This window comes from Streptomyces sp. NBC_00038, assembly GCF_026343635.1.
In the GTDB taxonomy this organism is placed as follows: Bacteria; Actinomycetota; Actinomycetes; order Streptomycetales; family Streptomycetaceae; genus Streptomyces.
This window is the reverse complement of record NZ_JAPELQ010000002.1, coordinates 897,394-920,532: the sequence shown is the minus strand read 5'-3', so window position 1 is coordinate 920,532 and position 23,139 is coordinate 897,394. Positions and strand designations below refer to the sequence as shown.

27 protein-coding genes and 1 pseudogene are annotated in these 23,139 nt (G+C 70.5%); 8 read left to right on the top strand and 20 right to left on the bottom strand.

The window, feature by feature from the left end:
• Positions 1-3: 3 nt before the first annotated feature.
• The 9 genes from OG219_RS47325 to OG219_RS47285 form a co-directional block, all read right to left on the bottom strand.
• On the bottom strand, positions 4-846 hold the full coding sequence (locus tag OG219_RS47325) for a hypothetical protein (RefSeq protein WP_266835938.1): 843 nt from the start codon (positions 844-846) through the stop codon (positions 4-6).
• Positions 843-1,406, bottom strand: coding sequence for a hypothetical protein (locus OG219_RS47320; protein ID WP_266835939.1), 564 nt, complete (start codon positions 1,404-1,406; stop codon positions 843-845). The genes OG219_RS47325 and OG219_RS47320 overlap by 4 nt, the downstream gene beginning before the upstream one ends.
• Positions 1,403-2,320, bottom strand: a complete 918-nt coding sequence (locus OG219_RS47315; protein ID WP_266835940.1) for a hypothetical protein — start codon at positions 2,318-2,320, stop codon at positions 1,403-1,405. Before OG219_RS47315 ends, OG219_RS47320 begins: the two co-directional genes overlap by 4 nt.
• Positions 2,317-2,595: a hypothetical protein gene (locus tag OG219_RS47310; protein ID WP_266835941.1), complete on the bottom strand. Its 279-nt coding sequence runs from the start codon at positions 2,593-2,595 to the stop codon at positions 2,317-2,319. The genes OG219_RS47315 and OG219_RS47310 overlap by 4 nt, the downstream gene beginning before the upstream one ends.
• Complete coding sequence (locus OG219_RS47305) at positions 2,592-3,002, bottom strand: hypothetical protein (RefSeq protein WP_266835942.1); 411 nt, start codon at positions 3,000-3,002, stop codon at positions 2,592-2,594. The genes OG219_RS47310 and OG219_RS47305 overlap by 4 nt, the downstream gene beginning before the upstream one ends.
• Positions 3,003-3,078: 76 nt before the next feature.
• Positions 3,079-3,582, bottom strand: coding sequence for a hypothetical protein (locus tag OG219_RS47300; protein ID WP_266835943.1), 504 nt, complete (start codon positions 3,580-3,582; stop codon positions 3,079-3,081).
• Positions 3,579-3,935: a hypothetical protein gene (locus OG219_RS47295; protein WP_266835944.1), complete on the bottom strand. Its 357-nt coding sequence runs from the start codon at positions 3,933-3,935 to the stop codon at positions 3,579-3,581. The genes OG219_RS47300 and OG219_RS47295 overlap by 4 nt, the downstream gene beginning before the upstream one ends.
• Positions 3,936-4,040: 105 nt before the next feature.
• Entirely contained in the window at positions 4,041-4,262 is a 222-nt protein-coding gene (locus OG219_RS47290; protein ID WP_266835945.1) for a hypothetical protein, read from the bottom strand.
• Positions 4,259-4,531 carry a helix-turn-helix transcriptional regulator gene (locus OG219_RS47285; protein ID WP_266835946.1) on the bottom strand — a complete coding sequence of 91 codons (273 nt, stop codon included), beginning with the start codon at positions 4,529-4,531 and terminating at the stop codon, positions 4,259-4,261. The genes OG219_RS47290 and OG219_RS47285 overlap by 4 nt, the downstream gene beginning before the upstream one ends.
• A 243-nt stretch (positions 4,532-4,774) precedes the next feature.
• Between OG219_RS47285 and OG219_RS47280 the strand changes: the two genes are divergently transcribed.
• The 3 genes and pseudogenes from OG219_RS47280 to OG219_RS47270 form a co-directional block, all read left to right on the top strand.
• Positions 4,775-5,248 (top strand): helix-turn-helix domain-containing protein, encoded by a 474-nt coding sequence (locus OG219_RS47280; protein WP_266835947.1) that lies wholly within the window; start codon positions 4,775-4,777, stop codon positions 5,246-5,248.
• 114 nt (positions 5,249-5,362) lie between these two features.
• Entirely contained in the window at positions 5,363-5,620 is a 258-nt protein-coding gene (locus OG219_RS47275; RefSeq protein WP_266835948.1) for a hypothetical protein, read from the top strand.
• Positions 5,586-6,758, top strand: a pseudogene (locus OG219_RS47270) (recombinase family protein); the annotation flags it as partial. The gene OG219_RS47275 and the pseudogene OG219_RS47270, both read left to right, overlap by 35 nt.
• Before the next feature lie 197 nt (positions 6,759-6,955).
• On the opposite strand, the gene OG219_RS47265 reads toward OG219_RS47270, so the two are convergent.
• On the bottom strand, positions 6,956-8,143 hold the full coding sequence (locus tag OG219_RS47265) for an arabinofuranosidase (protein WP_266837886.1): 1,188 nt from the start codon (positions 8,141-8,143) through the stop codon (positions 6,956-6,958).
• Positions 8,144-8,418: 275 nt separating this feature from the next.
• Here OG219_RS47265 and OG219_RS47260 point away from each other — a divergent pair, with 275 nt between their 5' ends.
• A complete protein-coding gene (locus OG219_RS47260; RefSeq protein WP_266837884.1) occupies positions 8,419-8,910 on the top strand; it encodes a hypothetical protein in 492 nt (163 codons plus the stop codon).
• 33 nt (positions 8,911-8,943) lie between these two features.
• Here the strand turns inward: OG219_RS47260 and OG219_RS47255 are convergent, their stop codons facing one another.
• The 5 genes from OG219_RS47255 to egtA all read right to left on the bottom strand — a co-directional run bounded on the left by OG219_RS47255 (position 8,944) and on the right by egtA (position 13,729).
• Positions 8,944-9,159: a dodecin gene (locus tag OG219_RS47255; RefSeq protein WP_266472267.1), complete on the bottom strand. Its 216-nt coding sequence runs from the start codon at positions 9,157-9,159 to the stop codon at positions 8,944-8,946.
• A 112-nt stretch (positions 9,160-9,271) separates the two neighbouring features.
• Positions 9,272-10,234: an L-histidine N(alpha)-methyltransferase gene (egtD, locus tag OG219_RS47250; protein ID WP_266837881.1), complete on the bottom strand. Its 963-nt coding sequence runs from the start codon at positions 10,232-10,234 to the stop codon at positions 9,272-9,274.
• The gene (gene egtC / locus OG219_RS47245; protein WP_266837879.1) at positions 10,231-11,022 is read right to left on the bottom strand and encodes an ergothioneine biosynthesis protein EgtC; all 792 of its coding nucleotides are present in this window, start codon (positions 11,020-11,022) and stop codon (positions 10,231-10,233) included. Before egtC ends, egtD begins: the two co-directional genes overlap by 4 nt.
• On the bottom strand, positions 11,022-12,362 hold the full coding sequence (gene egtB, locus OG219_RS47240) for an ergothioneine biosynthesis protein EgtB (protein WP_266837877.1): 1,341 nt from the start codon (positions 12,360-12,362) through the stop codon (positions 11,022-11,024). The genes egtC and egtB overlap by 1 nt, the downstream gene beginning before the upstream one ends.
• On the bottom strand, positions 12,359-13,729 hold the full coding sequence (gene egtA / locus OG219_RS47235) for an ergothioneine biosynthesis glutamate--cysteine ligase EgtA (protein WP_266837875.1): 1,371 nt from the start codon (positions 13,727-13,729) through the stop codon (positions 12,359-12,361). The genes egtB and egtA overlap by 4 nt, the downstream gene beginning before the upstream one ends.
• Before the next feature lie 257 nt (positions 13,730-13,986).
• Here egtA and OG219_RS47230 point away from each other — a divergent pair, with 257 nt between their 5' ends.
• Entirely contained in the window at positions 13,987-14,817 is an 831-nt protein-coding gene (locus OG219_RS47230; protein ID WP_266837873.1) for a TIGR02452 family protein, read from the top strand.
• Between the two features lie 63 nt (positions 14,818-14,880).
• Here the strand turns inward: OG219_RS47230 and OG219_RS47225 are convergent, their stop codons facing one another.
• The 4 genes from OG219_RS47225 to OG219_RS47210 all read right to left on the bottom strand — a co-directional run bounded on the left by OG219_RS47225 (position 14,881) and on the right by OG219_RS47210 (position 18,777).
• Positions 14,881-15,327, bottom strand: a complete 447-nt coding sequence (locus OG219_RS47225; RefSeq protein WP_266837871.1) for a type II toxin-antitoxin system PemK/MazF family toxin — start codon at positions 15,325-15,327, stop codon at positions 14,881-14,883.
• A 90-nt stretch (positions 15,328-15,417) separates the two neighbouring features.
• Positions 15,418-16,902: a flotillin family protein gene (locus OG219_RS47220; RefSeq protein ID WP_266837869.1), complete on the bottom strand. Its 1,485-nt coding sequence runs from the start codon at positions 16,900-16,902 to the stop codon at positions 15,418-15,420.
• Between the two features lie 178 nt (positions 16,903-17,080).
• Positions 17,081-17,305 carry a hypothetical protein gene (locus OG219_RS47215; RefSeq protein WP_266837867.1) on the bottom strand — a complete coding sequence of 75 codons (225 nt, stop codon included), beginning with the start codon at positions 17,303-17,305 and terminating at the stop codon, positions 17,081-17,083.
• Positions 17,306-17,352: 47 nt separating this feature from the next.
• Positions 17,353-18,777: an amidase gene (locus OG219_RS47210; RefSeq protein ID WP_266837865.1), complete on the bottom strand. Its 1,425-nt coding sequence runs from the start codon at positions 18,775-18,777 to the stop codon at positions 17,353-17,355.
• A gap of 169 nt (positions 18,778-18,946) precedes the next feature.
• Here OG219_RS47210 and OG219_RS47205 point away from each other — a divergent pair, with 169 nt between their 5' ends.
• Genes OG219_RS47205 through OG219_RS47195 form a run of 3 tightly spaced genes read left to right on the top strand, consistent with a single transcriptional unit; the run spans position 18,947 to position 22,683 of the window.
• A complete protein-coding gene (locus OG219_RS47205; protein WP_266837863.1) occupies positions 18,947-19,981 on the top strand; it encodes a LacI family DNA-binding transcriptional regulator in 1,035 nt (344 codons plus the stop codon).
• Between the two features lie 47 nt (positions 19,982-20,028).
• Positions 20,029-21,207, top strand: coding sequence for a 4-hydroxybenzoate 3-monooxygenase (locus OG219_RS47200; RefSeq protein ID WP_266837861.1), 1,179 nt, complete (start codon positions 20,029-20,031; stop codon positions 21,205-21,207).
• 39 nt (positions 21,208-21,246) lie between these two features.
• The gene (locus OG219_RS47195) at positions 21,247-22,683 is read left to right on the top strand and encodes a benzaldehyde dehydrogenase (protein ID WP_266837859.1); all 1,437 of its coding nucleotides are present in this window, start codon (positions 21,247-21,249) and stop codon (positions 22,681-22,683) included.
• 9 nt (positions 22,684-22,692) lie between these two features.
• On the opposite strand, the gene trxA is transcribed toward OG219_RS47195, so the two are convergent.
• Positions 22,693-23,070, bottom strand: coding sequence for a thioredoxin (trxA, locus tag OG219_RS47190; RefSeq protein WP_266837857.1), 378 nt, complete (start codon positions 23,068-23,070; stop codon positions 22,693-22,695).
• Between the last annotated feature and the right edge of the window lie 69 nt (positions 23,071-23,139).

The following is a 23,139-nucleotide window of genomic DNA, read 5'->3' as shown; positions in this document are numbered from 1 at the left end:
GGGTCACGCTGCCTTTCGGTCGGCGCCCGGCGCCCACGGCGGTACAACCGTCGGGTACGCCGAGGGCGCGTCGTTGAGGTACTGACGGGTGCGCATCGCGCCGAGGAAGCCTCGGAACTCCGCCCGGCCGGACGGCACTTCGATGAACCGGTGCGACCGCGGCCGCAGGTTCAGCAGCGCCGTACGGTGCACCCGCGGCGCGGGCTCGCTCGTGTCGTCAGGCAGCAGCCACTCGGGCGCGTGCCGCAGTGCCGCGAGCTGCAGCGGCTGCTCGTCGTACACCGTGTCGTCCGGTTTCACCGTGCCGTCGGGTTTCGGCCCGCTCGTCTTGTAGTCGACGAGCCACAACTGCCGCCGCCGGTACCGGCCGGTCGGAAGCCATATCCACAGATCGCCCGTGCCGGCGTAACCCGCCTTGCGGTGCATCACGGTCGTCTCGATCGCGAGCACGTCGCGGTCGAACTGCACGCGCCACAGCCGGAACCATGCGGCGAGCTGCACGGCGTACGCCTCGACCTCGGGGTCGTACGGGTGCGGGGTGTTCAGCACGAGCGACACGGCCCGCACATGCACGCGCGTCCCGAGATCCATCGCCCGCTCGCTGTACTCCCGTGAGGCGGCGACGAGTTCCTTCCGCAGCTCGGTCGGCTCGGTACGCGCCCGCCGGGCAGTCGCGATCGGGTCGGCGATGACGGCGTCGGCTGCCATCCCGGCCGCCCACGGCACGAGCGCCGGTTTCGCGATGCTGCCGAGCGCGTTCGTCACGCTGATCAGGTCCGGCCCCCCGGCGGGGTCGGTGTAGTACCGACCCCGCTCGGTCGACTTAGCCCACTTCGGGTCGGTCATGCCGCCGCCCCCGACCGAGCGGCGTGCCCCTCGGCAGCGCCGCGGAAGAACGCGGCGATGCGGCCGCGATGCCGGGCGCGGATGAACGATGCCTCGGGCAGCGCCGACGGGCGCGGGCACCTGCAGGGCAGCACGGTCGGGAACTCGCACGGGCGCGGGTGCCGGTGAGTGGACTCGCCCTGTTGCGGCGATCCGCCGCGGGTGTCCTGCTCACCCCCCTCGACGGTTACCTGCCAGACAGAGCCACCGGTGTAACCGGTCGGCCGGTCGTCGTCGGCGTGCGTCCAGAACTGCCGGTCGACGTCGCCGTCCTCGGTACGCCAGTCCCAGCACTGACCGTGCGCGTCTACCTTGGCGACGTCGTCACAAGCGTCTCGGGCAGCCTCGCGGGTCAGGTGCAGGGTGAGCGGGGCGCCGTCGTAGTCGGCGACCCACAGCGGCGGGATCGCGGCGCGCTCGGCGTCGTACTTCGCGAGCAGCGTCTCGACGAGCCCGTTCGGGTCGCGGCTGTCGGCGTAGTAGACGCGCAACGCGTGCTCGATCACGGTCCGGGCGCTCACTGCTGCTCACCCGCCTCGGTGTCCGCGTTGAGCAGCTCGACGAGGTACTCGGCGAGGACAGTCGAGTACGTGTCGAACTGCGTGTCGGGGCAGCAGTCCCACACGCCGTCGACGACACGCTCGATCCCGTTCCCGAAGTTGGCCCACAGGTGCAAGTCGTCGTCGCCCTCGGCGGTGCAGACCAGGGCGACCCCGGTCGGCGACTCGCTGTCGGTGATGATGACCCGCCACATCGGGCGGCGCTCGCCGGCCTCGACCTCGAACATGCCGGCGGCCGCCTCGCGTGCCTTCACGAGCGTCTCGTTCCGTGCAGCCCGGATCCATGCGGCGTACATGCGGTCGCGGCAGGCGACACAGACGACCGGGGCGTCGCGCCCCTCGCCGAGGCGCACGAACTTGACGTCGGGCGCCCCGAGTTCGGTCGGGCACGTCGCGCACTGCTCGGGGACGATCCACCGTTCGATCGGGCGCAGGTACCACACCTGCGCCTGTACGCCGTCGACGACGAACCGCGCCTTCACGATCCGGCCGTCGTCCTCGACGGGCAGCTTCGACGCCGCGGCGATCCGCTCGATCAGGTGATACCGGCGACTCTCGCCGAGGTCGTCGGCGCCCCGCAGCGACGCCGACAACAGCCACGCGCCGTCGTCCTCGGCGATCTCCCAATGGTCGACCGGCGGCAGCCACGCGGGCGGCGCGGTCAGCAGCTCGGCGAGCGCCGCCGCGGCGGCCGCGGACGACTCGCGCAGCGCGTCGGCGGCGTCGCGGTGCTCTTCCGAGCAGTACGCGACCGGCCGCCCGTCGCAGTAATCGCGGTCGACACGCCCGTACATGTCGTGCGGGGCGCTCTTGCTATACCACCCCGTGAACTGCGTCTCGCGGCAGTACCCGCACTCGCTGATGTAGTTGGTCACGCGGACTCACCCGCCCCGCGGTCGTCGTTGAGCAGCGCGACGAGGTACTCGGCGAGCAGCCGGTCGCCGACCTCGACGACCGGACCGGGGCAGCACGAGTACACGCTCGCGTCGACCCGCTCGTGTTCGGAGTCGGGGCAGACGGGCGCGATGCACTGCGGCTCGGTCCGGCCGGTGTCGTCGTCGGCGGCGAGCCGCCACTCGGGCAGCCCGTCGAGGTCGTACTCGCGCAGCACGTCGGCGGCCGCGCGGCGGGCGTTGGGAAGCGAGATCATGCGGCCGCACTCCCTTCGCCGCGCACAATCGAGTCGACGGCGACGGCGTGCACCGCGGCCTGCGCCTGCAGGGCGGCGATCGCGGGCGTCGCGAGCTGCTCGATCCGGCCGGCGAGCCTGAGCGTCTGCAGCCCGTAGACCGGCAGCTTCGTGCGCACCTCGCTCACGAGGTCCTCGACGAGTTGCTCGAACGGCAGGTCGGCGGGGCGCTCGATCACGTGCGGGTCGCGCGGCTGCAGCTCGTGCAGGGCGTCGAAGCGGTCGGCGTACTTGTCGGTGAGCAGCGCCTCGACGACGTCGTGCACGACGCCCTGCACGAACGCCTCGACGTCGAGGGTTACGCCGGTCGGCAGCGGCTCGACGGTGATGCGGTACGGCCCGTCGACGGGCGTGTTCGGCTTGGTCATCGGGACCCCCCGGAAGAAGCGAGTACGAGCGCCGCGGCGATGAGCAGCAGCACGACAGCGACGAGTGCGTTCTCGATCACGGGCGGACCGCCGTCCGGCGGCCGAGGTCGGCGAGCTGCTCGCCGTACAGGGCGGGCACGCCGATGCCGACGAGGCGGGCGCGGACGCCGCCGACCGTGCAGCGGACGGTCATCGACACCCCGGTCGAGTCGGCTCGGGCGTCGCCGACGCCGAGCGCATGCATCCACTGCCGCCAGTCAGCGAGCGATCGCGGATGAACGACGAACTTGACCTCGCCGCCGGCGGCCGACACGTCGGGCTTGCCCGGCATGCCGTCGGCCTGCGCCCGCGCGCTGTCGGCGACGCTCTTCGCCCTGCGGCACTGGTCGAGGGCGGCGACGGCGGCCGGGCTCGGCGCGGGCCGGTTTTTGCCGGGCACCGAGAACGGGTCGGTCGACGGGGCGAGCAGTCCCAACTCGTCGAGCGCCTGCGCCGCTTCGAGGGCGGGGTCGCCCGAGGTGCCGTGCACGACGGCGGCCGCGATCGTGCGGGCTGCCCGTTCGATCTTCGGGTTCGTCATGCCGACACCGCCCCGCGGAACTCGGCGGGCACGAACTCGTCGTGCACGAGCGGGACGTGCACGCGGATCGCCACCTTCGAGCCGTCGCCGCGGGCGGGCGTCTCGGTGCGCAGCGACCACAGCGACGCCCCGTCGATCTGCGGCGCACGGTTCACGTCGCCGCCGAGGGCGAACACCCACGCGGCGAACTGCTCGCCGTCGACGACGACCACGTGCACGGCGTCGTCGCGGACGATCGGCGGCCGCGCCGTCGGCAGGTTGAGGTACGAGACCGTCGACTCGACGGCGACGAGCTGCTGCTCGGCGGTCATCGGCCGGGGCTTACGGTGCAGCGGGATAGGCTGGACGCTCACGGCGTCGCCTCGCTTTCTTCCTAGCTGGATTGAGTGGGGCGTGCGCCCCGGGGTCGTTCCGCTCCTTGGCCGTTGCGGGACGGCCCCTCTGTTCTGTGCGGGGAGCTACGCGGCGAGCGGCTGCTCGGCCGCCTCGGCGTCGCGGCGTCGGATGATCTCGGCCTCGATCGCCTCGACCGAGCCGAGCCGGTGACCGGGGTAGTACGCCGCTTCGGCCGCCTCGCGAGGGGTGCGTGCGGCGCGCTCGGCGACGGCGTCAACGAGGGCGGCGGCGGCCGCCTGTACGGCCCGCGTGCGGACCAGCGACGGAGTCTCGGCGGTGCTCATGCGGCGGCAGCCTTCACGCGTCGGGCCGGTCGCTGAGCGGGAACTCGCTTCGGGGTGACCGTGCCGAACGTGAACGCGTCCTCGAACGCGACGTCGTACGCGTTGCAGATCGCGGCGATCGCGGTCGAGCTCGCCGGCCCGCCGTTGCGCATCCGGTGCAGGGTCGCGACGCCGAGCCCGGTCGTTGCCGACAGCTGCTCGTACGTGATGTCGCCGCGGGTCTTGGCCAGTTCGAGGAAGTCGTCGACCTTGAGCACGATGGTGTGCATCGGCTTCCTTCCAGTAGTGGAAGTTCCTTTGATGGAAGGAAGGTAGCACGGTCCTTCCGATGGTGGAAGTTCCGATGCTGGAAGTTCTCAACATCCGGTTTCCGATTGCGGAAAACGCACAGATGTTCGAGTATGGGAGCGACGTGCGGCGATGGCGGAAGGTTGTACGCCGAACGCCTTGACCTGCGCTTCCGCTAGTGGAATGTCGGCATAACGACCTTCCAGTAGCGGTAGCCTGCGCGCATGCGGAGACGAGATGACGAGATCGAGAGCACGGGGGAGCGGCCAGAGTGGCTTGTCTGGCTAGTTGGCGTCCTGACTGACAAGGGGTACGACCTGTCGTCGGAGCGCAGCGGCGGCCGCGCACAGCTCGCGCGGGATACCGGACTATCGGCGTCAATCATCGCGCGCCTAATGTCTGGTCAATCTGTCTCGTACGAGACGCTGCTCGCGCTCGGGCGCAGCACTGGCATTCCCGTCGTAGAGCTGCTCATTCGAACAGGCAAGGCAACGAAAACCGACTTTGCTCTTCCAGAGGAGGAATTCGGTCAGTTCGGGGTACAGTCCGGAAAGCGCTTGACACCGGAAGAGGTAGCTGTGGCTGCAGGTGTCCCTGAAGAAGATCAAGCGTGGTTTGCGACCATGGTTCGACGCCTTAAGCGTGACGGTATCGACAAGGGCGACAGCGCTGCGGGGGGTGCTGCCGCAGAGGGGTGAACGATGCGGGACCAGCGGAGAGTGACAGTTCTGGCCAAGGCTTTCGCAGTTGTGGGGATTGTGTGCGCCCTTCACGGAACAGTCACAGATCGAGCAGCGACCTACCGAATCGGAATGATCACCTTGGTCGTCTCGGCGGCCGCGTCCCTGCACCTCAACTCTCGACACAACACCCAAGTGATCATGGCGCAGCAAGCGCACGTCGCGCGCCTGACCGTCCAAGAACGGCAGGCGTACGCAGAAATGGGATATAAAGCTGCCCGGCTCGACGCATTGAGCACCGAAATTCCTGAGAGGGCGGGCGATGCGGAAATAGTCATTCTTCCGCACGCCCGCCATGCTCACCAGATGCGCCGAGACGGCAGCGCGTAAATCTGGGGGTTTCATGGCAACCGGAAGCGGGACACTTCTCGTCCCTCCGGCCCGTTCGATCGTAAAAGCGTCCGAGCTCATTCCCGTAATCGGGTACGCCCGCGTTTCCACGTGGCGCGAGGAAATGATCAGCATCGACATTCAAAAGGGTGTCGTCGAGGACGCTGCAGCCCGCCGAAACCGATACGTCGCCGAATGGATCATCGACGAGGACGCGACCGGCCGGAACTTCAAACGCAAAGTCATGCGAGCGATCGAGATCGTCGAGGATCACGAGCGCCCCGAGCGCGAGCTGTGGTCATGGAAGTTCAGCCGGTTCGGCCGCAACCGGCACGGCGTCGCGATCAATCTCGCCCGGATCGAGAACGTCGGCGGCGAACTCGTCAGCGCAACCGAGGACGTCGACGCAAAGACAGCCGTCGGCCGCTTCACCCGCGGCATGCTGCTCGAAGTCGCGGCGTTCGAGTCGGACCGAGCGGGCGAGCAGTGGAAGGAAACCCACGACCTACGCCGCCGCCTCGGCCTACCTGCAACCGGCCGCCGCCGCTACGGGTACCGCTGGTTCCCGCGCCGCATTCCCGACGGGCTCGGCGGGTGGCGCGTGCAGGAAGAGCGGTACGAGGTGCTGCCCGACGAGGCTGAACTCGCCGTCGAGGCGTTCCAGGTCTACAACAAGGGGAAAACCGGGTTCGGTTCGATCGCTTCACGCTGGAACGACCTCGGGTTCTTCACCACTCGCGGCACCCCATGGCAGGACCAGAGCGTCAAGATTTACATGAACAGCGGATTCGCCGCCGGCCTCTTGTACGTGCATAACCCGGAAGCGTCGTGCGGCGATTCAGCCAACTGCAAAAGGACCGACCACTTCACCTACCTCGCCGCCGAACACGAGTCCCTCGTCACGGGTGATGAGTGGGACAACTTCCTAGACGTGCGCACCACTAGGGCCGGAACGCCGCGACGTGCACTCGCGCCCGTATACCCCCTTGCCGGACTCGTGCGCTGCGGACTGTGCGACAGTGCGGCCGCGATCCATCAGACCGCGAAAGCACGAGGCAAGGCGTACCGCTGCGCGGCTCGAAATCGACGCAAGGTGAAGCACGACGCTCTATGGGTGCGCCGAGTCGTCGTCGAAGATGCTGTGTTGTCCTGGCTCGTCGATCTGCGACAGGAGATTGACGACATCGTCGCCGGCAAAGTGGTGCTGCCGCAGCCGAAGCAGCAGCCCGACCTCGACAAGAAGCGCAAGGCGCTGCAGCGGGACGTCGAGAAAGCCACGGGGGCGATTCAGCGCGCGTTCGACGCGTACACCGATGGCGACGTTGCTCGCGAGGTCTACCTGCAGACGCGAGAGAGGCACGAGGGGAAGCGGAGCGAGGCGCAGCGGCAGCTCGACGAGCTGCCCAAGCCAGACGAGGAACCGGCGTCGCCTGTACCGCACCGTGAGACCGTCCTCGGCCTGATCGCCGAGTGGGACACGATCAGCGTTGACTCAAAGCGTCTCCTGCTCGGGCGTGTGATCCGACGCGTCGAGGTTCGCCCCGGCGACGACGTCACAGTCGTGCCGGTGTGGGCACCCGCTGACCCGCCGAAGCCTAAGACTCCCGGCCGGCCGGCGTACCGCCCCGAGTAGGTGTGTGAGTGTGTTATTGGGTGACAGTCGCTGAAGTAGTAACTGCCGTCGCCGTAGCCGTCGAAGAAGATCCGCCATCCGCCGTTGTCGAGCTGGACCAGGGCCGGACCCTCTCGTGTGCCGCCCCAGCCCGCCCAGTTGCCGGTCCTGCTGATGGTGTACGTGCCGGTGAGACTGGAGGCGGTGGCGTACTCGATGTACTTCGTCGTCTCGTTCTTCGTGAACGCGTGATAGGTGGAGCCGATCTTCACGATGAACGTGTCGATGTGGTTGGCGCCGATGCCGGACAGTGCGACGGGCGAACTCCACGCCGTGAGCGCGGAGTTGGTTGCCTTCAGCAGGTAGGGCGTGAAGATCCACTCGTCGCTGGTGACCGAGCAGGACACGATGATGTTCACGCTGCCGTCGCTGTCGACGAACCACTCGGGAGCCCACGCGCGAGAAAGGTTGGCGATGGGGACCGTGTAGTCGTACAGGAACGTCCAGTTGAGCCGGTCGGAGCTGCGGGCGAAGCCGATGGTGGTGCTGGTGTCCTGCCAGGTGTGCGTGGTGTAGGTGATGTAGTAGTAGCCGTCGGTGTGCCGGAAGACGCTGGCATCGCGGATGCGATTGCTGGGCGGCGTGTACGCGGATGCCTTGAGGAGTCTGAAGTCGGTGGCGTCGTCGGACTCGTAGACGTTGACGGTGCCGTCGTTGCTGTTGAGGAACGGCACGATGGTGTAGCGGGTGGCGAAGCCCCGGGCGGGTGCGGCCGCGGCGGCGGTGCCGGCAAGACCGGGCAGTTCGCTCAGGATCAGGGCGCCGGCGGGCAGGGCGACCATCGCGCGCAGGAGGCTGCGGCGGGACGGTGAGCGGGGGACTGCGGGCGCGGGTGTGTCCGGGGTGTTCATGGGCGGCTCTCCCTTGGGGATGAGGAAGTGACGTCTGTCGAGCGGGGTCGGCGCGGAGAACTGCGCATACCGAGGAGCCGGGCGATGGTGTCCCTCCGCCGCCCTGCTCCGGTTCGATATTCCGAACGTTGTACGAGATGCTGTGCGAGGCAATACGGTAAGGGCTTGCTGCTGCTGTGAACAGTGCCCGCGGAGACGGAAGTTGTACGTGTTGACGCGGGCGATCGGCCGCCACGGCGCGCCGGCGGCGGCGGGCGCTGTTTAGGCTGATCGGCGTGACACAGAAGAGCAGCAGACCCCTCGCCGTGTTCGACCTCGACGGCACGCTCGCGGACTCCGCGCATCGGCAGCGGTTCCTGGAGCGCAAGCCGCGGGACTGGGACGCGTTCTTCGCGGCCGCTCCGCAGGATCCGCCGCTGGCCGAGGGCGTGGCACTGGCGCTGAAGAGCGCGGAGGAGTGCGAGGTCGTCTACCTCACCGGCCGCCCCGAGCGGTGCCGGCGCGACACGCTCGACTGGCTGGCCGCACAGGGCCTGCCCGAGGGCCGCGTCTGGATGCGGCGCAACGACGACCGCAGGCCGGCCCGCCGCACCAAGCTGGACGTCCTCCGCGGGCTCGCCCACGACCGCGAGATCCGCGTCCTCGTGGACGACGACGAGCTCGTCTGCGAGGACGCGGAGCGGGCGGGCTTCACGGTCGTACGGGCACGCTGGACCGGCGCGTCCGAGGCACTGAAGGACGCGCAGGAACGGGAGGGGCGGACCTGAGGGGCCGCAGGGCTACTCGGCCGGGCCCCGGGGTCAGGCGCCGTCCTCCAGGCGGAAGCCGACCTTCAGGCCGACCTGGTAGTGCTCGATCTGTCCGTTCACGATCTGCCCCCTGACCTGCGTGACCTCGAACCAGTCAAGCCCGCGCAGGGTCTGCGAGGCGCGGGTGATGCCATTGCGAATGGCCTGGTCGACGCCCTCGTGGGAGGTGCCGACGATCTCGGTGACCCGGTACGTGTGGTCGGACATGCGGGTACTCCTCTCCGCCGTGGCGGGTGTGCCACGCGTCATTCCACGGTGCCCCACAGCGCGGCGGTCCGCGAGATGTGGGGCTCACCGTGGATGACGTGAGCGACCGCCGCTACCCGGCGGTGCTCAGCGACAGCGCGAAACGGCCCTCCGTGTCCGTCCACCAGTGGGCCAACTCGAAGCCGGCAGCGGCCAGCTCGCCGCGCACGCCCTCCTCGCGGAACTTCGCCGAGATCTCGGTGCGCAGTTCCTCGCCGTCCGCGAAGTCGACGGCGAGGTCGAGGGCCGGGATCTTCACGGTCTGCTCGGCGCGCGAGCGCAACCGCATCTCGATCCACTCGTGCTCGCGGTCCCAGAGTGCGACGTGGTCGAACCCGTCCGGGTCGAAGTCGGCGCCGAGTTCGCGGTTCACGACGCTCAGCACGTTCTTGTTGAACGCGGCGGTCACTCCGGCCGCGTCGTCGTACGCGGTGACGAGGACCGACTCGTCCTTGACCAGGTCCGTGCCGAGGAGCAGCGCGTCGCCGGGCGACAGCAGGGCCCGTACGGAGGACAGGAACGTGGCCCGCTCGGCGGGCAGCAGATTGCCGATCGTGCCGCCGAGGAACGCCACGAGCCGCGGTCCGGGCGTGCCGGGCAGCGTGAGGCCGCCGGTGAAGTCGGCGATCAGCGCGTGCACGCTGAGGTCCGGCTGCTCGGCGATCAGCGCCTGCCCGGCCTGGGTGAGGGCGGCTTCGCTGACGTCGACCGGGACGTACGTGTGCAGCCCCGGCAGCGCGTCGAGCAGATACCGCGTCTTCTCGGACGAGCCGGAACCCAGCTCGACCAGGGTGCGCGCACCTGTCGCCCCGGCGATTTCGGCGGCCCGGGCGATCAGGATCTCCCGCTCGGCCCGGGTGGGGTAGTACTCGGGCAGCTCGGTGATCTTCTCGAAGAGCTCGCTGCCGTGCGCGTCGTAGAACCACTTCGGCGGCAGCGTTTTCGGGGTGCGGGTGAGACCGTGCAGGACGTCGGCGCGCAGGGCGGCCTCCGTGGCGTCCTCGGCCAGGGTGCGGGTGAGAAGGAACGGGCTCACGTACGGGGCTCCTTCGGTGGTGCGGATGGCAGGTGGTCGTGCGGGTCCTTCAGCGGGCTGAGCAGGACGTCGTCGCGGGTCGCCGACAGCAGCGTGCGGTCCGGCACCTCCTGCCAGCGCGGGTCCTCGTCGTACGGCTCGGAGGCCACGACCGTGCGACGGCCGGGCTCGGTGAGGTACCAGAGGGTGTCGCCCCACGCCGTCGCGGTGATCGAATCGCCGTTGGTGAGGAGCAGGTTGAGCCGGGAGCCGGGCGCCGCCTCGGCCACCTCGACGACCGTGTCGGCCAGCGCCTGGCTCTCGTCGTCGCCCTCGTGCAGCCGGTGCAGGAGCAGCGCCCATACGAGCGCCGAGTCGCAGCGCGCCTCCATCGACAGCAACTCCATCGCGGGCAGGTTCTGGACGAGCGGGGCGAGGGAGCGCGGCCACCCGAGGACGGCGCCGTTGTGGCTGAACAGCCAGGGGCCCGCGGCGAACGGCGCCGCCGCGGCCTCCCCGTCGGCACCCGCGACGGTCGCGTCCCGGACCGCCGCGAGCAACGCGGTGGTCCGGACGACACGCGCCAGGTCCGCGAACGACTGGTCGCCCCAGATGGGCCCGGTACGGCGGTAGCGGGCGGGAACCGGGTCTCCCTCGGCGTACCAACCCACTCCGAAACCATCGGCGTTGACCGTCCCGTGCCGCTGCCGCCGGGGTGCCCACGACTGCCGGAACAGGCTGTGCGGCGGCTCCACCAGGAGTGTCCCGAGCGGCTCCTCGGTTCCCAGGAACGCCAGGTGACGGCACATCAGGCGTCCCCCGAGCGGGCGGTGCGGAACCCGGAGAAGATCTGCCGCCGGATCGGATAGTCCCAGTTGCGGAACGTCCCCCGGCAGGCCACGGCGTCCACCGCGAACGAGCCGCCGCGCAGCACCTTGTACTCCGGACCGAAGAACACCTCCGAGTACTCCTTGTACGGGAAGGACGCGAACCCCGGGTAGGGCGACAGATCGCTCGACGTCCACTCCCACACATCGCCGATCAACTGCCGCACGCCGAGCGGCGATTCGCCCGCCGGATAGCTGCCCGCCGGCGCCGGACGCAGATGGCGCTGGCCCAGGTTGGCGTGCTCGGGGCCCGGGTCGGCGTCGCCCCACGGGTAGCGCGTGGAGCGGCCCGACGCCGGGTCGTGGCGGGCGGCCTTCTCCCACTCGGCCTCGGTGGGCAGCCGCCGCCCCGCCCAGCGGGCGTACGCGTCCGCCTCGTACCAGCTGACGTGCAGCACGGGCTCGTCTGGCGGCACCAACTCGGTGACGCCGAAGCGGCGCCGCAGCCACTGCCCGCCTTCATGACGCCAGAACAGCGGCGCCTCGATGCCGTGCGTCCGGATGTGGTCCCAGCCCTCCGGAGTCCACCAGCGCGCGGTGCCGTAGCCGCCGTCCGCGATGAAGGCCTGGTACGCGGCGTTCGTCACCGGTGTGGTGTCGATGAAGAACGACGGGACCGTACGTCGATGCGCGGGCCGCTCGTTGTCCAGCGCCCACGGCTCGGTGGACGTGCCCATCGTGAACGGGCCGCCGGGAACCAGGACTTCGGCGGGACCGGTGAACAGCGGGGCGGGCGCGGGATCAGGCGCCGTCAGGGCCGCGGGTCCCTTGCGGAGCTGATGGGTGATCAGCATCGTCTCGTCGTGCTGCTGTTCATGCTGCGCGATCATCCCGAAGGCGAAACCGGCCTCGGTCAGCCGGGTCCCGCCGAACGCGGTGCTCTCCAGGATGTCCAGCGCCCGCCCGCGCACCTCGGCGGCGTACTGGCGGGCTTCCCCGGGCGGCAGCAGCGGCAGCGAGGGCCGCTCGGCGCGCGAGTGCTCGAACGCGTCGTACAGCCCGTCGATCTCCGGCCGCATCGCGTCACGCCCGGCGACCGCCCGCAGCAGCCACAGCTCCTCCTGGTTGCCGATGTGCGCCAGGTCCCACACCAGCGGGGACATCAACGGCGAGTGCTGTGTGGTCAGTTCGGGCTCCTCGACGCACGAGGTGAGGAGCGCGGTGCGGTCGCGGGCCGTGGTCAGCGCGTCGAGTGCACGCTCCCTGAGCGACTCGGGATCCGTGAGCGATCCGGGATCCGTGACTGATTCGGGGGCCGTCATGAGCCGATGTCCTTCCCTTGGAACTGACCGTGGAACCGACCGTCGAGCCGGTCATGGAACTGATCGCGGAGCCGGCTGCGGGACTGGCCGTCGGACCGATCGTGGGACCGGCCCTGGAGCTGGACGAGCAGATCGTCGGCGGGGCAGCGGCCCCGGGCCACGAAGCGGTCGGTGTACTCCGCGACGGCGTCCAGGACCTCGGTGGTGGCACCGAGCCGGGGCAGCGCCTCGGCCGCCGCCGCGAAACAGATGACGGCGGCCTCACGCAGCTCGGGGTCGGTCAGGCCGTACCGCGCGGCGTCCTGCCACAGCGGATTGCGCGGAGCCGGCAGCGAACCCGCCCGCTCCGCAAGGGGCTTGACCGTTCGGTAGGCGATCTCCGCGGCCTCCGGGTCGTCGAAGAGAGCCGTCGTCACGGCGAGCGGCACGATCCACCCGTCGTCGCCCGGCTGCGCGTCGATCATGCGCAGTTCCAGATGGCCGCGCGGACGCACCGGCGGGAACAGCGTCGTCAGGTGGTAGTCGAGGTCGGCCCGGTCCGGCGGGTTGTCGGAGCGGGTCCACGCCCGGAAACTCATGCCTTCCGGTACGTCCCAGGGGCCGTCCGGCGCCCGTACGCACATCACCGGCGCGTCCAGCACGCGCCTGGCCCAGGCGCCACGCGGCTCGGGCCCCAGCGGAGGCGCGTTGGACCGCCCGGGGTCCATCGCCGCCCACAGCGACTGCCGCGTGGAGCGCCAGCCGGTGTGCCGTCCCCTGGCCATCGGGGAGTGGGCGAAAGCCGCCAGCAGGACGGCGCCCAGCTGGTGCGCCATCCACCAGCGGCGGCCGTGCCCGAGCGGGCCCGGCTCCTCGTACCCGGCGTCCAGGCACACCTGGACGGATGCAGAGGTGCACATCATGGCGCGCCCCTCGGGACCCGTGCGGTCGAGGTACCGCTCCATGGCGTCGTAGCGCGGCTCATGGAGGAAGCGGCTCGGGGGGTTCCAGGGATCCTGGCCGTAGCCAGTGAGGCCGAGATCCACCTCGCGCAGTACCGCGCGTACGGCGTCGAGGTCGGCGGAGACGGACCCGATGCACTCCATCAGGGAGGCGGCGGGAAGGGAGCTGAGCTCCAGCTGTCCACCGGGTTCGACGGTGAGCGCCGAACGCAGGGGCAGGGTCCGCAGTGCGGCGTAGGCCGCTTCCAGTCGTTCTGGTCTTACCGGGAGCCGCGGCAGCCGCAGCTCGTGGACGAGCCATTCCACTTCGACACCGATGAATCGAGGTGGTCCGGTCTTGAAGCAGATGCCTCGGACCAGCGCTTCCACCTCGGCCTCGGTGACGACGGAGCGGTGCTCCGTACAGTCACTCACCGAATCGGACATGTCGGGATCCTCCTGAGATTCCACCATGCCGCCGGCCCGGCGTCTGTAGGGCCGGACCGGCAATGCTCGTCCTACCCAAGACCACGCACGCCTGTTCGCACAAGGGTGCAGATCGTCGCTTTAAGGACCGGGAAACACTGTTTGCAAGCCCGGGAAACTCTGTTGCGCCGCATGACCAGCATCGCTCACGATGCGTTCATGAGCACGACGGGGGAGATCGCGCGGGGCGCGGTCACGGCGCGTACGGGGGTCACGCCGTGAGCGCGCGCCTGCGCGGTATCGCGCAGCACACGGAGGAGATCGTCGCGGCCGGTTCGTACCGCGCGTCCGACGGGCGCACGGTGTCGATCGCCGCGGCGGTCGAGGCCGCGCGGGAGGGCACGCGGATGTACGGGCCCGAGCCTGTGGAGATCCCGCAGGCCGGCCCCATGGACACGACGTTCGAGGTCACGGGGGAGAGCAGCCTGGAGGCCGCGCGGCGGCTCGCGGGCGGGACGGACCCCGTCGCCGTCCTGAACTTCTCCTCCGCGCGCAATCCTGGCGGTGGCTACCTCAAGGGAGCACAGGCCCAGGAAGAGGCCCTCTGCCGGGCCTCCGCCCTGTACACCTGCCTGCTGCGGGCCCGGCCGTTCTACGACCACCACCGCGCCCACCGCGATCCGTTCTACACGGACCGTGTCATCCACTCACCCGCCGTGCCCGTCTTCCGCGACGACCGCGGACGACTCCACGACGAGCCCTACACGGCCGCATTCCTGACCGCCGCCGCGCCCAACGCCGGAGTGGTCCTGCGTACCACCCCTGAGCGCGCCCCGGAACTGCCGCAAGCCCTGGCCGTACGCGCCGAACGGGTCCTGGAGGTCGCAGCGGCCCACGACTACCGGCGACTGGTGCTGGGCGCATGGGGCTGCGGGGTCTTCCAGAACGACCCGGCACAGGTGGCGAGCGCCTTCCACGGCCTGCTGGTCAAGGGCCGCTTCGAGGGACACTTCGAGCACGTCGTGTTCGGGATCCTGGACCGCACGGCGGGTTCGGCGACGAGAGGCGCATTCGAGCAGGCGTTCGCCTCTAGCCTCCGGGTCGGGTGAGATTTTAGGGGCGCGGGGAACTGCGCGACCAGCCACGACGGCCCCGCAGTCCACAAACGGCCCCTACCGCCATCCGTATCGCTCCTGCAACCGCCGCACAACGGAGTTGAACCGCATCCGGTCCAGCGCACAAGCCTCCCGCCGCATCCCGTCCTCATGCAGCCGCAGCACGCGATCCACATCCACCCACGAGTCCCGCCCGGTCCGATCCCACGGCCCGCTCCCGATCGGCACCCACTCCCGGTCACCGTCGTGCCGCTTGCTCGACAGCTGGACGGCGAGAAACGTCCCCGCGTCCTCGCGGGCGACGACGAGCACCGGGCGGTCCTTGCCCCGCCCGTCGTTCTCTTCGAAGGGCACCCACGTCCAGACGATCTCGCCGGGATCCGGGTCGCCGTCGTGCGCGGGGGAGTACTCCGTCCGCACCCGGCCCACCTCGCGGGGCTCGGCTTCGGTGGTCGCGGAGCGGCCGTAGCGGCCGGGGACGTCTTCATCGGTTGAGGCAGTCACGGGGGCCACGTTACTTCGGGGGTACGGAAGCCAACTCCCGTACCCCCGAAGCTCACCGCCTCACCCTCCGGCTCGACAGCCGGACAGGCCCTACTCCTTCTCCACCGGCACCCTCTCCGAACGCGGCGGCACAACGCCGTTGACCCCGGCCGTCGCACCGTCCGGCGCCGTACCGTTCTGGTTCATCGACGCGAGCAACTGCCGTGCCAGGCCGAGCCCCGTGCCGCCCATGGTGAGCGCCTTGGCGAACATGTCCGACATACCGTCGGCGCCGTTGAGCAGCACCATGTGCTCGACGTTGTCGAAGGCGCTCGCGCCCGCCCGGACGATCTCCGGCCAGTTCTCGGCGAGTTGCTGGGCGACCACGGCCTCCTGGTTCTCGGCGAGGGCGGCGGCCCGCGCCTTGATCGCCTCAGCCTCCGCGAGACCCTGGGCGCGCGTCGCCTCGGCGGCGGCGAGTCCCTTGGCCTGAGCGGCGGCGGCCTCGGCCTCGCCGGTGGCCCGGGTCGCCGACGCGGCTGCCACGCCCCGCGCCTTCGTCGCCTCGGCATCGGCGCCCGCGGCCGTCTTGACCCGGGTCGCCTCCGCTGCGGCCGCGAGCTCGGTCTCCTGGGCCTTGGCCTGCGCCGCGGAGATCCGCGCGTCGCGCTCGGCCTCGGCCCGCGCCCGGGTCTCGTACGCCTTGGCGTCCGCCGGCTTGCGGACGTCCGCCTGGAGCTGCTGCTCCCGGCGCTGCGCCTCGAGTTCGGCGATGCGCGTCTCCTGGACGACGACGTCCTGCCGGGCGGCGGCATCCGCGAGCGGTCCCGCCTGCTGGGCCTTGGCGGCCGCCTTGTCGCGCTCGGCCTGGTAGCCGGCTTGGAGGATCTCGCTGTCCCGGGTCGCCTCCGACATCCGTGCCGCGGCTTTCTGTTCCGCCTCTGTGGCGAGCCGGTTCGCCTCGGCCTGCGCGATCCGCGCGTCGCGCTGTACGGCGGCGGCGTGCGGCATGGCCAGGTTCTTGATGTAGCCGGTCGGGTCCTCGATCTCGTGGATCTGCAGCGAGTCGACGATCAGACCCAGCTTCTCCATCTCGGTCCCGCAGGCGGCCCGTGTCTGACCGGTCAGTTTCTCCCGGTCGCGGATCATGTCCTCGACGGTCAACCCGCCGACGATGGACCGCAGATGACCGGCGAACACGTTGTGCACCCGCTCCGACATCAGCTTCTGCTGGTCGAGGAAGCGGCGGCCCGCGTTGGCGATCGACACGAAGTCGTCGCCCACCTTGAAGATGACAACGCCCCGCACCTTGAGCGGAATGCCCTGGTGGGTCACGCAGTCCACGTGCAGTTCGGTCTCGTTGAGGTCGAGCGAGATCTTGCGCACCGCCTGCACACCCGGCAGGACCAGCGTGCCGCGCCCCGTCACGATGCGGAATCCCATGCCTTCCTCAAGGCCTTCGGTCCGATGCTTCGAACCGGAAATGATCAGCGCTTCGTTGGGCTCCGCGACCCGCCACATGAGCTTGAAGACCACAACGATGAAGATCAGCGCGAGGACAACCGCCCCCGCCACGACGCCGACAACCATCGGCATACGCCCCCTTTGGATGGTGCCCTTTCGGCACCGAACGAAGGGAGTGTGCTCCTGCGCAAGGCCGGGGGACAGACGCTGACGAATCCTTGTTGCAATCTTGACGAACACGGCTCTCACCTGGGGCGGGGCGCGCACATTCGAGCTGTCGACCCGTTGATCGCCGTACGCCGCCGGCTCGTCAACTGTCGTACGCCGCCGAGACGTACACCGTCCGCGGCGGCAGGTACTCCACGACCATCACCACAGTGCCCGGCTCGATGCGGTCCTTCGCGGCGGCCGGATACGCGAGGAAGTGCTCGGCGCCACCGCGCACCCGGACGATCACCTCGCCGACGAGCCCGGGCCCGACCGTGCCGGTGACCCGCCCCATCAACCCGACCATCGACGCATCGCCCATGGTCACAGACTACGGCCGGAATCCGCTGGTCACAGCGGGCTGGACGAACTCCCTTACGCCGCAGGGGAGTCCGCGACACTCTCGTGCGGCGGCCACAGTTCGTGCCAGCGCTGGTCCGCCTCCAACTGGGCGGCCAGCGACACGAGCAGCGGCTCGCTGTTGGCCGGACCGAGCAACTGGGCGCCGACGGGCAGACCGTCGCCCACGAACCCCGCGGGCACGTTGACCCCGGGCCAGCCCAGGACGTTCCACGGCCACGCGAACGGGCAGGCGGCGATCATGGCCCGGTCGGTGCCCAGCCCGTTCAGGTTCACCATCGAGCCGATGAGGGGCGGGGGAGCGGCGGTCGTCGGCGCGAGGAGCACGTCGTACGTCTCGAAGAGCGCCCCGATCCGCCGGTGCAGCGTCGCCTCCGCGCGGCGGGCGACGCGCAGGGGCGCGCCGCCGAGTACGCGTCCCAGCCTGGCGGCGTCGCGGGTGCGCCGGTCGAGGAGATCCTGCTGCGGCACGTCGCGTACCCGCTCGGCGAGACCGACCGTCGCGCGCGGGATGAACGACAGCCCGATCTGCCCGTACCGCGGCTCCGCCTCCTCCACCACGTGGCCGAGCGCCGCGAGCCGCTCCGCGAGCGTGAGGACCCGCTCCCGTACGGCGGGATCGAGCCGCGCGGGCAGCGCCGTGAACGGCGGTTTCAGCGACAGCGCGATCCGCAGCTGGCCCGGATCGCGGCCCACCGCGTCCGACACGCGCAGGGTGGACGGGCGGTGCAGATCGCCGTCGTGGTTGCCGCTCGCCGCGTCCAGGAGGAGGGCCGCGTCCGCGACCGTGCGGGCGAGCGTCCCGTTGACCGTGATGCCCTGGAACGACTCCGGGCGCGGCCAGGTCGAGATCCGGCCGCGCTGCGGTTTGATCCCGATCAGGTGGGTCCAGGAGGCCGGGATGCGGACCGAGCCCGCGCCGTCCGAGCCCAGCGCTGCGGAGACCAGGCCCGCCGCCACCGCCGCGGCCGAGCCTCCCGAGGAACCGCCCGGCGTGTGGTCGGTGTGCCAGGGGTTGCGGGTGGCACCGAAGGCGGGCCCCTCGGTGAAGGGCCACTGCCCGAGCTCGCAGGTGTTGGTCTTGCCGATGACGATCGCGCCGGCCGCGCGCAGGCGGCGTACGGCCTCCCCGTCCTCGGTCTGGGCCGGGAACTCCCCCCGGCAGCCGAAAGCGGTGGGCTCGCCCGCCACGTCCATGTCGTCCTTCACCGCCACCGGCACCCCGAGCAGCGGCAGCCGCACGCCCGCGGCCAGTTTCTTGTCCGCCGCGTCGGCCTCGGCGAGCGCCGCTTCGGCGCGCACCAGGCGGAAGGCGTTCAGCGAGGGCTGGGTCGCCTCGATGCGGGCCAGTGTCCGCTCGGTCATCTCGCGCGCGGTCACCTCGCCGTCGGCGAGGGAGCGAGTACTTTCAGCCAGGCCATGGGCACGGTCGGGAGCCAAGAGGGGCACCTCCGAAGCAGGTCGTCTACCGCACGGTAACCTCCGGACGGGCCATTCGGTACGGGATATCGAACATCCTTTGCGGAAGGGGCAGTTCCGGCCACCCGGGGTCGCCGGGCTCCCCCGGCGCAAAGCGGCGCGCCGCGCTTCTGCAAGGATGCGTCACGTCATGGTGCAGATACCGAAGCAGTCCGCTCCTCCATCGTCCGCACAACGACCAGTGCCGACGAGTGCCGATGTGGCGCGCCTGGCGGGCGTCTCCCGCGCGACCGTCTCGTACGTCCTGAACAACACCAGCGCCGTCCGGATCAGCGAACCCACCCGCCGCCGCGTCCACGAGGCGGCCAAGGAACTCGGGTACGTCCCGCACGCCGCCGCCCGCAGCCTGCGCGCCGGGCACAGCCGCATGGTCCTGATGCCGGCGCCCTCCGTGCCCGTGGGCCCGCTCTACAGCCAGTTCTTCAACGAGCTCCAGTGGGCTCTGGGCCGCCTCGACTACACCGTCGTGCAGTACGGCAGCGTCGGCCTGCAGGGCGACGAGGCCGCCCGCGCCTGGGCCGAGCTGCGGCCGGTCGCCGTCCTCGTACCGGGCAGCGGGCTCGGCCCCGAGGGCGTGGGTGTCCTCAAGCGCTCCGGAGCCCGGGCCGTCGTCACGATGGGCCCCGAGCGGGTCGAGGGCGCGCACGCGCTGCTCATGAATCACGACCGGGTCGGCCACTGCGCGGGCGCCCACCTCGTGGCGCGTGGCCGGCGCCGCATCGGCGTCGTGGTGCCCCAGGAAGCGGGCCTGGAGATCTTCTCCAAGCCCCGCCTCGAAGGCGTACGGCGTGCTCTGCGGGGCACGGACGCGACGGTGACCGAGCTGCCGCTCGCGTACGAGGAGGTGGCCGCCTCCCGGCTCGCGGCGCGCTGGCGCTCCCTCGATCTCGACGCCGTGTTCGCCTACAACGACGAGTACGCGATGCTGCTGACGCGCGCCCTCCAGGACGAGGGCATCGGGATCCCGGACGAGACGGCCGTCGTCGGCGCCGACGACCTGATGCTCGGCCGGCTCCTGCGGCCCCGGCTGAGCACCGTGCACATCGAGCTGCCGTCCGGGCGTGACCTCGCCGAACTGGTGGACCGCGCGGTGCGCGATCCCGGCGCGGCGCCCGAAACGCACGAGGTGCTGGGAGCGAGGGTCGTGCACCGCGAGTCGAGCTGAGAGAGGCTGGGAGTGTTCCCCGGCCGGACCGGACACGGAGGCGCGTCATGCGGACCACGGTCGGCATCATCGGCGGCGGTCCCGCCGGGCTGCTGCTCGCCCGGCTGCTGCACCGGGCGGGCGTCGACTGTGTCGTCCTGGAGAGCAGGACACGGGAGTACGCCGAGCAGCGCCAGCGCGCCGGAATGCTGGAGCAGGGCACGGTCGACGCGCTGCGCGAGTGCGACGCCGCCGACCGCCTGGACGCCGAGGGTCTGATCCACCACGGCATCGAGCTGCGCTTCGACCGCGAGCGCCACCACATCGACTTCCCCACTCTCACCGGCGGTCGCACCGTCACGATCTACGCCCAGACGGAGATCGTGAAGGACCTCATCGCCTCTCAACTCGCCGACGGGCCGCCGCTGTTGTTCGAGGCCGAGGCGATCGCCATCGAGAAGCCGGACAGCGACTCACCCGTCGTGCGCTTCGTGCACGAGGGGCGCGAGCAGACGCTGAGCTGCGACTACGTGGTGGGCTGCGACGGCTCCCACGGCATCGCGCGCGACGCGTTCCCGGACGGGGCGAGTCGCACGTACGCGCACGACTACCCGTACTCCTGGCTGGGGATCCTCGCCGATGTGCCGCCCTCCTGCGAGGAGTTGATCTACGCGCGCGGCGATGGGGGCTTCGCCCTGCACAGCATGCGCTCGCCGTCGGTGTCGCGGCTGTATCTGCAGGTCCCGAACGGCACCGACGCCGCCGACTGGCCCGACGAGCGCATCTGGGACGAGCTCGCCGCGCGCTTCGCGATCGACGGCGACTGGCGGCTGGAGCGCGGCCCGGTCACGTCCAAGTCCGTGACGACGATGCGGAGTTACGTCCACGAGCCGATGCGCTACGGAAGGCTGTTCCTCGCCGGGGACGCCGCCCACATCGTGCCGCCGACCGGCGCCAAGGGGCTCAACCTCGCGGTGTCCGACGTCCGGGTGCTGGCACGCGGCTTCGCGGCGCTGCACCGCACGGGATCGTCCCAACTCCTCGACCGCTACTCGGAATTGTGCCTCGACCGGGTATGGCAGGCCACGCGTTTCTCGTACGACATGACCAGGATGTTGCACACTCAACCGGACGCGGATGTCTTCGACCACCGGGTGCAGCTCGCACGGCTGCGCCGGATCACGGCATCGCGCCACGCGGCGGCCGAACTGGCCGCGAACTACACGGGATTACCCCTCTCACTGTGAGTGCCCCGCTGGTGATCAGTGATCGATCGGAGAGCCGTCATGCCGCTGCTCGACCCCAAGACCTGGCAGTCCCGCACGCTGTCGGGCGGTGAGCACACCGTCACCGAACCCGCCACCGGCGAGGGACTCGGTACCGTCACGCTCGCCACCGCCGAGGACATCTCGACGGCCGCCCGGACCGCCCGCGCCGCCCAGTCCGACTGGGCCAGGGTCCCGCACTTCGTCCGCGCCGCCGTGCTGCGCAGGGCGGGCGACCTCTTCGCCGCGCACGCCGACGAACTGCGCGACTGGATCGTCCGCGAGTCCGGCTCCATCCCCGGCAAGGCCGACTTCGAACTGCACGTCGCCGCCCAGGAGTGCTACGAGGCCGCCGCGCTCGCTTCGCGCCCGACCGGCCAGATCCTGCCCTCGGAGGCCCCGCGTCTGTCGTACACACGGCGCGTCCCGGTCGGTGTCGTAGGCGTCATCGCCCCCTTCAACGCCCCGCTGATCCTCTCGATCCGCTCGGTGGCACCGGCGCTCGCGCTCGGCAACGGCGTCGTCCTGAAGCCGGACCCGCGCACCGCCGTCTGCGGCGGCCTCGCGCTCGCCGCCGTCTTCGCGGAGGCGGGCCTCCCGGACGGCCTGCTGCACGTACTGCCCGGTGGCCCCGAGGCCGGCCAGGCGCTGGTCGCCGACCCTCAGGTGCCGGTGATCTCGTTCACGGGGTCGACTGCCGCCGGGCGGGCGGTCGGTGAGGCCGCCGGCCGTCAACTCAAGCGCGTCCACCTGGAGTTGGGCGGAAACTCCGCACTGATCGTGCTGGCGGACGCCGACATCGACGCGGTGATCTCCACGGCGGCCTGGGGATCGTTCTTCCACCAGGGCCAGATCTGCATGACGACGGGCCGCCATCTCGTCCACGCCTCGCTCTACGAGGAGTACGTCGAGCGGCTGGCGGCCAAGGCCGACTCGCTCGCCGTCGGCGACCCGCACCGCGAGCAGGTGCACCTCGGGCCGATCATCGACAGCGCCCAACTCGCCAAGATCCAGGGGCTGGTGGAGTCCAGCACGGCACGCGGGGCGAAGCTGGCGGCGGGCGGCACGCACGAGAAGCTGTTCTACCGGCCGACGGTCCTTGCCGGAGTCGACGACTCGACCCCGGCGTATGTGGAGGAGGTCTTCGGCCCGGTCGCGCCGGTACGTTCCTTCGCGGACGTCGACGAGGCCGCCGCCCTCGCCTCGGCGGGACCGTACGGCCTCTCCCTGGGCATCGTCACCAGGGACACCGCGCGCGGCCTCGACCTCGCCGAGCGCATCCCCACCGGCATCGCCCACATCAACGACCAGACCGTCAACGACGAGGCCGTCGCGCCCTTCGGCGGGATCGCGTCCTCCGGCACCGGCGCCCGCTTCGGCGGTGAGGCCAACCTGGAGGCCTTCACCGACGTCCGCTGGACGACGGTGCGCGGGGATGTCGCGGCGTACCCGTTCTGAGCGGGGGACTTACTGGCCGGCCTGGGCCTGCTGCTCGGCGACGGACTTGCGGACCTCGTCCATGTCCAGCTTGCGGGCCTGGCCGATGACGTCGTCCAGAGCGGCCTGCGGCAGCGCACCGGGCTGGGCGAAGATCGCGACCTGGTCGCGGACGATCATCAGCGTCGGGATCGACTGGATGTCGAAGGCCGCGGCCAGCTCGGGCTGCGCCTCCGTGTCGACCTTGGCGAACACCAGGTCGGGGTTGGCCTCGGCCGCCTTCTCGTAGACCGGCGCGAACTGACGGCACGGCCCGCACCAGGACGCCCAGAAGTCGATCAGGACGAACTCGTTGTCCGTGACCGTCTGGTCGAAGTTCTCCTTGGTGAGCTCCACGGTGCTGCTCATGCGTGTCTCCCTCATTTCTCGTGTCCGGGTCGTGCCGGTTCGCACAACGCCGCCCGCCGGTGCCGTATT